The 13,129-nt window shown below is 69.5% G+C and carries 7 protein-coding genes; 4 read left to right on the forward strand and 3 right to left on the reverse strand.

What is annotated here, in order from left to right; translation table 11 throughout:
• Positions 1-86: 86 nt before the first annotated feature.
• Positions 87-1,775, reverse strand: a complete 1,689-nt coding sequence (locus NBRGI_RS37260) for a serine/threonine-protein kinase (RefSeq protein WP_029902044.1) — start codon at positions 1,773-1,775, stop codon at positions 87-89.
• A 402-nt stretch (positions 1,776-2,177) separates the two neighbouring features.
• Positions 2,178-5,774, reverse strand: coding sequence for a methionine synthase (gene metH, locus NBRGI_RS37265; RefSeq protein WP_029902046.1), 3,597 nt, complete (start codon positions 5,772-5,774; stop codon positions 2,178-2,180).
• Positions 5,775-5,911: 137 nt separating this feature from the next.
• Between metH and NBRGI_RS37270 the strand changes: the two genes are divergently transcribed.
• The gene (locus tag NBRGI_RS37270) at positions 5,912-6,796 is read left to right on the forward strand and encodes a PAC2 family protein (protein WP_029902048.1); all 885 of its coding nucleotides are present in this window, start codon (positions 5,912-5,914) and stop codon (positions 6,794-6,796) included.
• A 1,124-nt stretch (positions 6,797-7,920) separates the two neighbouring features.
• Here the strand turns inward: NBRGI_RS37270 and NBRGI_RS37275 are convergent.
• A complete protein-coding gene (locus NBRGI_RS37275) occupies positions 7,921-8,226 on the reverse strand; it encodes a hypothetical protein (RefSeq protein ID WP_029902050.1) in 306 nt (101 codons plus the stop codon).
• Positions 8,227-8,578: 352 nt separating this feature from the next.
• Between NBRGI_RS37275 and NBRGI_RS37280 the strand changes: the two genes are divergently transcribed.
• The 3 genes from NBRGI_RS37280 to NBRGI_RS37290 all read left to right on the forward strand — a co-directional run bounded on the left by NBRGI_RS37280 (position 8,579) and on the right by NBRGI_RS37290 (position 13,125).
• Entirely contained in the window at positions 8,579-9,694 is a 1,116-nt protein-coding gene (locus NBRGI_RS37280) for an XRE family transcriptional regulator (protein WP_324191916.1), read from the forward strand.
• Positions 9,695-9,869: 175 nt separating this feature from the next.
• Positions 9,870-11,627, forward strand: a complete 1,758-nt coding sequence (locus tag NBRGI_RS37285) for a TIGR02677 family protein (RefSeq protein WP_370627910.1) — start codon at positions 9,870-9,872, stop codon at positions 11,625-11,627.
• An 85-nt stretch (positions 11,628-11,712) separates the two neighbouring features.
• Positions 11,713-13,125, forward strand: coding sequence for a TIGR02678 family protein (locus NBRGI_RS37290; protein WP_029902057.1), 1,413 nt, complete (start codon positions 11,713-11,715; stop codon positions 13,123-13,125).
• Positions 13,126-13,129 lie beyond the last annotated feature (4 nt).

Here is a 13,129-nt window from a genome sequence, read left to right on the forward strand (position 1 = left end):
CCCGGCGCGCGCGTGTCATCCCGGCGCGCGCGTGTCATTCGACAGACACGCGCGCGGGGCGACGAAACGTGCGCGGCGGGCGGCGACTACGTGCCCGAGGCGGTGATCAGCATGCGGCCGTTCTCCGAGGAGACCTGGAACCAGCGGGTCTCGTTCACCGTCTCCCCGCTCTTCTTCACGTACACCAGCGACGCGACCGCGCGGTTGTCGCCGTTCGGCGTCACCGAACGAACGGTGATCGAGCTGATCGTGCCCCACCAGCGGACGTACTCGTTGTAACCGCCGGCCACGCCCTGGTACGACGGCGCGAGCTGGGACCACGCGGCGCTCGGGTTGCCGGGCAGCATGCCGTAGTAGCCCTGCACGAATTGCGCGACCTTCTCGGGGGTCGGCGGGCCGAAGGGAGTCACGGTGACCGTGGTGGTCGGCGGCTTGGCCGACGAGGACGGCGTCGGCGTGGGCGTGGGGCTCGGGCCGGTGCTCGAGGTGGGCGCCGGTTCGGTGGTGGGCGCCGGCTCCTGCGGCTGCTGTGGTTGGGGGGTGGGCGCGTCGGTCGCGGGCGGCGGGCCCGCGACGGCGGGGGCCGCGCTGCTCGGTCCCGGCGAGGCCGCGTTGCTGCCGTCGGTGCCGTTGCCCTTCACCAGGAGGGCGACCAGACCGATCACGACGAGCACCGCGACGAACGCGCCCGCACCGAACAGCAGCGCCCGGTTGCGCTGCGGGGCGGTCCCGGCACCGGCGGGCAGCGTGCCGCCGGCGCGGCCGGGCGGAATCGGCGGCTGCGCGGAAACAGACTCGGCGACAGGCGGATTCGTCAGCGCGGCGGCGGGCACCACGGTGGTGGCCGCGGTCGCGTTCGCGTTGTCGACCCCGGGGCGGGGCAGCACGGTGGTCGCGCCGTCCCCGCCGGGGGCGGGCATGACCTTTGTCGACGGCGGCGGACCGAGCGTCGGAACGCGGCCCTGCGCAACAGCTTCCAGCGCCTGCTGCGCCTCGCGCATGGTCGGGCGGGCATCGATGGTGGGCGCGAGCAAGCGCATCAGCACCGGGCCGAGCGCGCCCGCGTCCTTCGGCTCCGCGATCTCCGCGCGCGCGACGGCGTGCAGCACGGCGAGCGGGTTGTCCCCCTCCCCGAACGGCGGTTGTCCCTCGACCGCCGCGTATAACGTTGAGCCGAGGGCGAATACGTCCGAGGCCGGCTCCGGATTCTCGCCACGCGCCACCTCGGGCGCGAGGTAGGCCGGCGTACCGGCGAGGAAGCCGGTGGCGGTCACCGTGACATCGCCGACCGCCCGGGAGATGCCGAAATCGGTGATCTTGACCGTGCCGTCGTCACCGACGAGCAGGTTCGCCGGCTTCACGTCGCGGTGCATGATGCCCGCGTCGTGCGCGGCGGCCAGCGCGCCCGCGGCCTGCGCGCCGATCTTGGCCACCTCGGTGGGCGCCAGGGTGCGCTTGCCCGAGAGCTTGGCCGCCAAGCTCGGCGCGTTCATGTACTCCATCACCAGCCACGGCTGGCCGTCTTCCTCGGCGACGTCGAAGACGGTGATCGCGTTCGGATGATGCAACCGGGCGGCGATGCGGCCCTCGCGCATGGCGCGCAACTTCGCCTCCAGCGCCGCCGAGCGGGTCAGCCCCGGCGCGAGGATGAGCTGCTTCACCGCGACCGTCCGGCGCAGCCGGACATCCGTGCCGCGCCAGACAACTCCCATGGCACCTGTGCCGATCGGATCCGTGAGTCGATACCGTCCCGCGATCAATCGGTCCGCCGTCATGGTGTTGTGCCTTCCTGCTTACGCCCCGAGCCTGTACCGCACCGGCGCGCAACGCTCGGAGATGTCCGAAATTGCTACGCGCCGAAGTACTTTGCACCCGTAAACAGCGATGGCTACGCATCCGCCGACTGCCCCGGATGCAGTTGCAACGCTTCCGACAATGGCATACCCACCCGACACACATCCACCTCACCGCGAACGCCCGGGCGATCCCCCAGGTCAGCGCCCCGCCACGCCGAGAGCCGAAATGCCGTCGGCGCGTCGGAATCTCCGTGCATCATGACATATGGGCAGGTAGCCAAGGCCCTGTCGACACGCGAACAGTGTTCCGCCACCGTGACCACGATCACTGCGGACAGACTTCACCTGCTGAAGCGACGCGGGGCCGAGTGTTGCGGTACGTCAGGCGTTGAAGTACTTCGCTTCCGGGTGCAGCAGCACGAACGCGTCGGTGGACTGCTCGGGATGCAGCTGGAGTTCCTCCGACAGCACGACACCGATGCGGTCGGCCTCGAGCAGGTCCACCAGCTTGGCGCGATCCTCCAGATCCGGGCAGGCGCCGTAGCCGAAGGAGTAGCGCGCGCCGCGGTAGCCGAGCTTGAAGTACTCCAGCACGTCGGCCGGATCGGAGTCGGCCACCACGTGCCCGTCCAGGGTCAGTTCCTCGCGGACCCGGCGGTGCCAGTACTCGGCCAGCGCCTCGGTGAGCTGCACGCCGATGCCGTGCACCTCGAGATAGTCGCGGTAGCTGTCGCCCGCGAAGAGTTCGTTGGCGAAATCGGCGATCGGCTGCCCCATCGTGACGAGCTGGAAGGGCAGCACGTCCACCTGCCCGGTCTCCTGGGCGCGCGCCCGCGAGCGGATGAAGTCGGCGATGCACAGGAACCGGTCGCGCTGCTGGCGCGGGAAGGTGAACCGATACCGTTGTGGCGCATCGGGTTCGGGCTCGGTGAGCACGATCACGTCGTCACCCTCGGACACCGCGGGGAAGTAGCCGTAGACCACGGCGGCGTGCTGCAGCACACCCTCGGTGCTGAGCCGGTCCAGCCAGGCGCGCAGGCGCGGCCTGCCCTCGGTCTCCACCAGTTCCTCGTAGCTGGGCCCCTCGCCGCCGCGCTGGCCGCGCAGGCCCCACTGCCCGAGGAACAGTGCCCGCTCGTCGAGCAGGCCCGAATACTCCTGCAGCGCCAGGCCTTTCACCACGCGCGTACCCCAGAACGGGGGCACCGGCACCGGCACGTCGGCCGCGACATCGGAGCGTTCGGGCACCTCGATCGGCACCTCGACGGCCTTGCGCTGCTCGGCGATCCGCTTGGACCGTTCGTGGCGGGCCTTGCGCTCGGCGGCCTTCTCGCGTTCGGCGATCGCCTCCGGGCTGTCCGGATCCGGGCCGCCGCCGCGTTTGCGGGTCATGATGTCGTCCATCAACCGCAGGCCCTCGAACGCGTCTCGGGCGTAGTGCACATCGCCCTCGTACACGTCGGTGAGATCGTTCTCGACGTAGCCGCGGGTCAGCGCCGCGCCGCCGAGCAGCACCGGGAACTGTTCGGCGACACCTTTGGAGTTGAGCTCCTGCAGGTTCTCCTTCATCACCACGGTCGACTTCACCAGCAGCCCGGACATGCCGATGACGTCGGCCTTCTTGTCCACCGCCGCGTCGAGGATGGTCGCGATCGGCTGCTTGATCCCGAGGTTCACCACCTCGTAGCCGTTGTTGGACAGGATGATGTCGACCAGGTTCTTGCCGATGTCGTGCACGTCGCCCTTGACGGTGGCGAGCACGATCCGGCCCTTGCCGCTGTCGTCGGTGGCTTCCATGTGCGGCTCGAGATAGGCGACCGCGGTCTTCATCACCTCGGCCGACTGCAGCACGAACGGCAGCTGCATCTGGCCCGACCCGAACAGCTCACCGACGGTCTTCATGCCGGCGAGCAGCGTCTCGTTGATGATCTGCAACGGCGGCACCTGCGTCATCGCCTCGTCCAGATCGGCGTCCATCCCGGCCTTCTCGCCGTCGACGATGCGCCGCTCCAGCCGCTCGAACAGCGGCAGCGCCGCCAGCTCCTCCGCGCGCGAGGCCTTGGACGAGGACGCCGAGACGCCTTCGAACAGCGCCATCAGCTTCTGCAGCGGGTCGTAGTCCTCGGTGCGCCGGTCGTAGACCAGGTCGAGCGCGGTTTCGCGCTGCTCGTCGGGAATGCGCGCCATCGGCAGGATCTTCGAGGCGTGCACGATCGCCGAATCCAGTCCGGCCTCGACGCATTCGTGCATGAACACCGAGTTCAGCACTTGGCGCGCGGCAGGATTCAAGCCGAAGGAGATGTTCGAAAGACCAAGGGTGGTCTGCACATCCGGGTGCCTGCGCTTCAATTCCCGGATGGCCTCGATGGTTTCGACGCCGTCCTTGCGCGACTCCTCCTGGCCGGTGCCCAGGGTGAAGGTGAGCGTATCGATGATGATGTCGCTCTCCAGCAGTCCCCAGTTGCCGGTGATGTCGGCGATCAGGCGTTCGGCGATCTCCACCTTCTTCGCGGCGGTGCGGGCCTGGCCCTCCTCATCGATGGTGAGTGCGACCACGGCGGCGCCGTGCTCGGCGACCAGGGCCATGGTCTGCTGGAAGCGCGATTCGGGGCCCGCGCCGTCCTCGTAGTTCACCGAGTTCACCGCGCAGCGACCGCCGAGATGCTCCAGGCCGGCCTGCAGCACCGGGGTCTCGGTCGAGTCGAGCATGATCGGCAAGGTCGAGGAGGTGGCCAGGCGGCTCGCGAGCGCCTCCATATCCTTGGCGCCGTCGCGGCCCACGTAGTCGACGCACAGGTCGAGCATGTGCGCGCCGTCACGGGTCTGGTCCTTGGCGATGTCGAGGCACTTCTGCCAGTCCTCGGCGAGCATCGCCTCCCGGAACGCCTTGGAGCCGTTGGCGTTCGTGCGCTCGCCGATCATCATGATCGAGGCGTCCTGCTCGAACGGCACCGCCGTGTACATGCTGGCGACGCTCGGTTCGTGCTCCGGGTGGCGGCGCTGGTCGATCGGCGGCAACTTCGGCTCGATCTCGCGCACCGCGGCGGTGACCTGCCGGATGTGCTCGGGGGTGGTGCCACAGCAGCCGCCGACCAGGGCGAGCCCGAACTCGGAGACGAAACCGCTGAGCGCGACCGCCAGTTCCTCGGGCGTCAGCGGGTATTCGGCGCCGTTCGCGCCCAGCACCGGCAGGCCCGCGTTCGGCATCACCGACACCGGCACCTGCGCGTGCCGGGACAGGTGCCGCAGGTGCTCGCTCATCTCGGCGGGACCGGTCGCGCAGTTCAGGCCGATCATGTCGATGCCGAGCGGTTCGAGCGCGGTGAGCGCCGCACCGATCTCGCTGCCCACCAGCATGGTGCCGGTGGTCTCCACGGTGACGTGGGTGATGATCGGAATCCGGCGCCCGGCCCGGCGCATCGCCGCCCGGCTACCGGTGATCGCCGCCTTGACCTGCAACAGGTCCTGGCAGGTCTCGACCAGGATCGCGTCCGCGCCGCCGTCGAGCATGCCGAGCGCCGCCTCGGTGTAAGCGTCGCGCAGCACGGTATAAGGAGCATGGCCCAGCGTGGGCAGCTTGGTACCCGGGCCCATCGAGCCGAGGACATAGCGCGGCGTCCCGTCCGACGACGGGCCCATCTCGTCGGCCACCTCACGCGCCAGGCGCGTGCCGCGCTCGGACAGGTCCCGGATGCGGTCGGCGATGTCGTAGTCCGCCAGGTTCGGCAGGTTGCAGCCGAAGGTGTTGGTCTCGACCGCGTCCGCGCCCGCCTCGAAGTACGCGCGATGAATATGGCGCAGCACGTCGGGGCGGGTCTCGTTGAGGATCTCGTTGCAGCCCTCCAGCCCCAGGAAGTCGTCCAGGGTCAGGTCGGCCGCCTGCAACATCGTGCCCATCGCACCGTCACCGATCACGACACGACGGCGCAGCGTGTCGAGTAGCGTGGTGTCGAACTCGGCGGGAATGGACGCAGACATGTGATCAAGGGTAATGGTCGGCTGCGACACCACGGCCTGCCGCATCTTTGTCTGCCCTGCCACACTCCCACGCCGCGCCGTCCCCATCCGCGATTCGATGCCGGACTTCGCCGCGCGCTGCCCACTATGCTGACCGAGTGAACCCCAGTGAAACTCCCGATCCGGAACTGCCGACGTTGCGGGATCCGGTGCTGGTCGCCGCCTTCGAGGGCTGGAACGACGCGGGCGATGCCGCGAGCGGCGCCGTAGAGCATCTGGAACTGATCTGGGACGCCGAGCCGCTAGCCGAACTCGACTCCGAGGACTACTACGACTATCAGGTCAACCGGCCGACCGTACGCCAGGTCGACGGCGTGACCAGGGAAATCCAGTGGCCCTCGACCATGCTCTCGGTGTGCTCGCCGCCCGGCAGCGACCGCGATATCGTGCTGCTGCGCGGCATCGAACCCAATATGCGCTGGCGCAGCTTCTGCGCGGATCTGCTGGAATTCATCGAACAGCTCGGCGTGCAGACCGTCGTCATCCTGGGCGCCCTGCTCGCCGACACCCCGCACACCCGCCCCGTTCCGGTCACCGGATCCGCCTACAGCAAAGAGGCGGCCGAACGGTTCAACCTGGAACAGACCCGCTACGAGGGACCGACCGGCATCACCGGCGTACTGCAGGATCAGTGCGTGAAAGCGGGCGTGCCCGCGGTCTCGTTCTGGGCGGCGGTGCCGCACTATGTTTCCCAGCCGCCCAACCCGAAGGCCACCATCGCGCTGCTGCACCGGGTCGAGGACGTGCTCGATATCGAGGTGCCGCTCGGCGAACTGCCCAAGCAGGCCGAAGACTGGGAGACCGCGGTCAACGAGATGACCGAGGGCGACGACGAAGTCAGCGAATACGTCCGCTCGCTCGAGGAACGCGGCGACGCCGCCGTCGACGTGAACGAGGCCATGGCCAAGATCGACGGCGACGCCATCGCCGCCGAGTTCGAAAAATACCTGCGTCGCCGCGGACCGGGCAGCTTCGGCCTCTGACCCACCGGGCTCGGAACCCGCACATCCACAACACTTCTCGGGGATCCGCACCCTTCCAGCAGCACAGAAGTAGTGCAAATCCCGAGAAAGGGTGTGGATTCCGGCAATCGCCACGCGGCTGCCGGATGGTTGCGGTGTGGCCGGTGGGTGGGGACGCCGACCGCGGCGCAGAGGGACGTCGGGGTAGCCGCCGCGTAGCTGTTCGGCGCGTGTGGTGGTTGGCAGCTGTTAGCTTGTAGCCCTGGGGCTTTCAGCGATCCAGATTGGGTGCGAGCTGTTCCGTCGCGGGCGGCCACGCTGATATTGCGGACCACCGGTCGGGCAGTGCCCGGCGAAAAGTGCGCTGTTCTCGCCGCAGGCGGTGTGGTGGCTCGGCGGCGGCGCGATCGACCCGGCGACGCAGGCAGCGCGCACTGGCGGCGAGGGCCGGTTGGCTTGGGGCCCGACACTCTCAGCGCGTGCTGGCGGCGACAGCCGGTTGACTTCGGGGCCTGGCGCTTTCAGCAACTGCTGGCCGCGGTGGCCCGTGGGCTCAGGGCCCGGCACTCTCAGCGCGTGCTGGCCGCGACAGCCCGCGGGCTTAGGGCCCGGGTCTTTCAGCACCTGCTGGCGGCGACAGCCGGTTGGCTTCAGAGCCTGGCACTCTCAGCACCTGCTGGGCCGCGGCAGCCCGCAGGCTTAGGGCCCGGCACTCTCAGCACCTGCTGGCGCCGGGAGCCCGCGGGCTCGGGGGCCTTGGGCTTTCAGCGCGTGCTGGCGGCGAGGGCCGGTTGGCTTGGGGGCCTGACACTTTCAGCGCGTGCTGATGGCGAGGGCCGGTTGGCTGGGGTCCGGCGCTTTCGGCGTTCCCGATCGGGAACTGCGGCAAGGGTCGGGCTGATGCTGATCCGGCTGCACGGGGTCCGGGTGCGCGCGCCATATATGGCGGTGCCGAGGATCAGCTGTCGGTCGAGATCTGCCGTGCGGCAGGTTGTTCCACTGGGCGGGCAGCATCCTGGTGGGGCGCTGCTCGGCTCGCTGGCGGCCGGTGTGGTCGCGACGAGGGTGGTTGCGCAGGCCTGACGGCGCGGAGACCGGCCTGAGCGCGGGTGGCGCTGCGGCGATCAGCGATGCCGTCGGGCTCTTCAGGTCTCGATGGTCCAGACCTGGGCCGCGGCCTCCTGCGCCAGCTTCGCGAGCAGTATGTCGCGCGGAATCGTCTGGCCGGCAAGATGATCGAGCGACGGGACCACGACGTGGTGCGCGTCTGCTCGCTTGAGTTCCTGAGTCAGCTCGACGAATGCCGTGCCGTCACCGGAAGTCGATTCATGGAACGTTGCGGCGAAGCAGAGCCCTTCCTCGCGGGCGAGGGTGTTCATCGCATCCTCGAGCTCTTCGCTGTGGCCATCGGCCAGATCGTCACGCACGTATCCATAGATCAACGCTTCCACCCGAACCTCCGTTGGATTGGGTACCGCTGTTCTCATGTGGATCATCTCATTGTGTAGCACTTTGCCGTGCAAGGACAGATGCAATTGCATCTGTGTCGGACGAAACGGGTCCGGCAAACTTTCCGCTCCCATGTCCAGCATGCACAACGCCAAACTGCGAATGCAGATGTCAACCCACTGACACCTATATGCCCTATCTCGGCCACCGAGCGTTAACTGGTGCGATACTACTGTCGTGGCCGCTGGAGACGATCGACCCGTCTGGGCAGTCCGGATGCGCTCCGAACGCGATGCGCGGGGGTGGTCACAGGCCGATGCCGTCCGCGTGATGCGCGCCAAGTCATCTCACAACTTGCCGACCGACAGTACACTGCTGCGTAACTGGCGCCGCTGGGAATCGGGCGAGTCGCGACCGGACGATTTCTACGCCCCCATCATCGCCGCCGCCTTCGACACCGTCACGGCGGCGTTCTTCCCCAAAGCCAGGCCGAATCGCGACGACGAGGTGCTCTCGGCAACCGGCATGGACACCCTCGAGTTCATCGGCAGACTCCGCATGTCCGACGTCTCCCCCGCCACCCTCGACGCCATCCGGATCACCGCCGAGCGCCTCTGCTGCGAGTACTCCTATGCCGATCCGCACGAGCTACACGCCGAGGGCACGGGCTGGTTGCGCCGGATCACCGCACTCCTGGACGGACGACTGACTCTCGCCCAGCACCGCGACATCCTGGTGCTCGCCGGATGGGTCGCGCTGCTCGTCGGTTGCGTCGACTACGACCTGGGCCGCCGGACCGCCGCCGAGGCCACCCGCCGCGCCGCGTACTCACTCGGCCAAGAGGCGGAGAACGCCGAAATCACCGGCTGGAGTGCGGAAATGGCCGCTTGGTTCGCACTGACCCAGGGCAACTACCGGGGCGCGATCGACGCCGTCGACCAGGCGCTCGAGGCCAGCCGGAACCTGGGCGTCGGGGTACAGCTGGCCGCGCAACGGGCGAAAGCCTGGGCCCGACTTGGTGATCGGCACGAGGTCGAGACGGCGCTCGACGAGGGCCGGGCAATTTTGCAGCGACTCGATCATCCGATCAACCTGGACAACCATTTCGTCGTCGATCCGCAGAAGTTCGACTTCTACGCGATGGATTGCTGCCGCGTCGCGGGTGAGGATCGGCTCGCCGAGACCTACGCCAACGAGGTCATCCGCAACTCGACCCGGGCCGACGGCACCGTTCGCAATCCCATGCGGGTGTCCGAAGCGCACCTGACCCTCGCGGTGGTCGCGGTCCGCAATCGCGATCTGGAACTCGCGGTCGACGAGGGACTGCGCGCGTTCGCGGGTAAACGCCGTTCGCTGCCCTCGCTGATGTGGATCGCGGGCGAGGCGGCACGCGAGATCATCGCCCGCTACCCGGGTGATCCACGCACCCGCGTGTACCTGGACCAGCTGCGATCGCTCTCGACGGAGTGACCGGGAGCACACCGGCACAGCAGAATTCAGCGGCGAACATGCGGCAAACCGGACACGGGCACGCCGAACCGGCCCCGTTCGTGCCGTGGGCGACCGGCCCGCTACTACCCTGTTCCCGGTGACCGACTCCGCCGACGGCGCCGCGAACGCCGCCTCCGTCCTCTGGGACGACCGGCTGCGGCTGTTCTCCTTCGCCACCGCAGAGCGCCGCACCGATTATCTGTGGGTGCTGCGCGCGTTCGACAGCGCCCGCGCCGCGTACGTGGTGTTGTTGCACGCCGACGATGTGGCGGAGTGGATCGAGCGCAACGGGCAGGTGCCGCGCACCCCGGACCAGCTCGGTGCACCGCCCGCAGCCGTGGCCACCATGTCCGGAACCACCACGTCCGGAACCACCACGTCCGGAACCACCACGTCCGGCGTCACCGCGTCCGGCGTCACCGCACCCGTGACCACCCCGCCGGAACCCGCTGACGTCGTGAGCCAGCAACCAACTGAGGACAATCGGGCCGCTGGGAATTCCGCCGACGAGGGTCCCGCGAGCGCCGCCGCCTGGTCGGATGTCCAGGGCGACCGCCCGGCCGCACCCCGCCTGACCGCCGCCGAGATCGGCCCGCTGCTCGACCAGTTGCACCAGTGGGGCGTGCTCGAACGCAGCTACGACGGCACCCGCGCCGCCACGCTGGCCGAATATCGCAACCGGCACTTCGTCTATCAGTTCTCCCAGGCCGGATTCCAGGCCTATCGCGCGGTGGCCGGCGTGCTCAACGCCCGGCTCGACGAGGCCTCGCTGTCCCGGCTGGTGCTGCCCGAACTGCTCGCCGACCTGCACACGCTCGCCGCGGCCAACCGGGACGGCGACGCCGAGCGGGTCTACCGCACGCTGCGCCGCCTCGACGCCGCGCTCACCGATATGGCCGCGCGCGCCGCACACTTCTATCTCTCCCTCGGCGATCTGGTGCGCACCACCGAGATCACTCCGGAATCGTTTCTCGCGCACAAGGACGCGCTGCTCGCGCACATGCGCGAATTCAGCCTCGACCTGGCCCGGTTCACGCCGCGCCTGGCCGCCGCGATCGCCGAGATCGAAGAGACCGGCGTCGAGGACCTGATCGAGCGCGCGGCCGGCTGCGACGAGCGGGTACTGCTGAGTCCGGCCGAGCGACAGGCGGATTGGCAGGCGCGCTGGGACGGGTTGCGGACCTGGTTCGTCGCTTCCGGCACGGGCGAATCGGTGGGCACCACCGAGGCCGAGCGGTTGCGCGAGGCCACCATGAGCGCGATCGCGGCGGTGCTCTCGCTGCTGCGCCGGGTCACCGAGACCCGGCGCGGCGGGGTGAGCCGGGAGTCCGCCCTGCGGCATCTCGCGGGCTGGTTCACGGCCGCGCCGAGCGCGGACAGCGCGCACGCCCTGTTCGACGCGGTCTTCGGACTGGGCAGGCCACGGCATCTCGCGATGGAACATCCGGACGCGGACGTCATCCCGGCGCTGCGTTCCTGGTGGGAGGCGCCACCGCTGGAGATCTCGCGCACCCTGGCCGAGACCGGACGGCCGCCCTCGGCCGGCGCGCCTGCCCGAATCCACCGCAACGACGCGGGAATTCGACGACTGCGCGAGGCCCAGCTGGACGCGCAGCGCGCCCGCGCCGAGGCGGCCAAATCGCTGGCCGGCGCCGACGTGCACAACCGGGTGCTCGACGAGCGCGAGACCGAAGTACTGTTGCGCCTGCTGGATGCCGCGTCCACCGCGTGGGTGCCGGTGAGCGGGCGGGTCGCGGGGACAACGGGATCCGACAGTGGCGTGACCCTGACCGTGTCCGAGCATCCCGGTTCCACAGTGGTGCGCACCGCGCACGGACTGCTGCACCTGAACAACCGCAGGCTGGAGGTGCGCGAGACGACGCGGACCCGCGCGAACCGGAACGCTCGATGAACACCACGGCGCCGACCCCCGCCGCGCGCCGAGACGGCACGCCGCGGGCCGGCCGGAATATGCGTGACACACTGGAGCGCTCATGATGCACGGACGCAAGATCGACTCGCTCGCGCTGGACAACTACCAGCGCGCCGCCCGGGTCATCCTCGCCAATCATCTGGTGACCAGGACCTATCCGGACCGGATCGCGCTGCCGCTGATCCGGCGCTGGGCCACGGAACTGCGCGAGGACCTGGCCGAACTGTTCGGCTACCGGCTCGAAGTCACCGAGACCACGGCCCGGGTGTTCCCGATCATCGATCGGCTCGACGCGGGCAAGCCCGCGCGCACGCCCGCCGACCGGGTGTTCGACCGTAGGCGCTACGCCTATCTCGCGCTCTCGCTGGCCGCGCTGGGCCGGGCGGGCGATCAGATCACGTTGTCGGAGTTGGCCGATCAGGTCGCCGCGTACGCGGGCCGGGTCGAAGGATTGGAACTGTCCACCGATCGGGCCGCCGATCGGGACGCCTTCGTGGACGCGGTCGGGTGGCTGACCCACCGTGGCGCGCTCACCCTGGCCGACGGCGACGCCGGCGGCTGGGCCAGCGATCCGGAGGCGGGTGAGGCGCTCTACGACATCGACCGGCCCGTGGTGTTCGCGCTGTTCCGGCCGCCGCGCGCGCTGCAACATCTGCACAGCGTGCGCGGGCTGCTCACCGAGGAGGGTGCGGGCGCGACGCACGCGCCCACCGCCGCGGACCTGGCCAGGCGGGTGCGCCGCGCGCTCGTCGAGCGCCCGGTGGTGTATCTGGAGGACCTCGCCGCCGCCGAACGCCCGGTGCTCGGACACGACCGGATCGTGGCCGATGTCGAACTGTTCACCGGACTGCGGGCCGAACGCCGGGCCGAGGGCGTGGCATTGATCGACACCTCCGGCCGGCTCTCCGATATCCGTTTCCCGAGCACCGGCACACTGGCTCAGGTCGGCCTACTACTGGCGGGCGAGATCGCCGACCGCGTGCTCGATATCGACAATCCGCTCGACCGGCGGCCCGCGCCGCCCGACGCGGGCGAGGCGCTCGCCGCGCAACTGGACGGCGCGATCCCGGAGTCCACCGTCTTCGCGCCGCTCGCCGAACTGCGCAGCGTATTCGAAGACCAGCTGACACAAGACGATTCGGTCACTGAGCCCGGCCAGGACGAGCCGCTCGAGGCGACCTACCCGCTGGTCGAATCGGCCTGGGTGCGCGAGACCATGCAGGCGCTCACCGATCGCTACGGCGCCACTTTCGCCGCCCAGTGGCAGGCCGACGTGCCGGGGCTGACCGCCGAGGTGGTCGCGCTGCTCGAGCGGCTGCGCCTGGTCCGCTCGGTCGAGGACGGGCTGCTGGTCCTGCCCGCCCTGGCGCGCTATCGCGGCGCGGTGGTCACCGTCCGCACCAAGCGCACCGAGGAACTGTTCGTCACCGCGGCCGACACCTACGGGTCCGACAGCACTGGCACGGAAGGGAACTGAGGCG

The organism is Nocardia brasiliensis IFM 10847 (genome assembly GCF_000710915.1).
Taxonomy (GTDB): Bacteria; Actinomycetota; Actinomycetes; order Mycobacteriales; family Mycobacteriaceae; genus Nocardia; species Nocardia brasiliensis_A.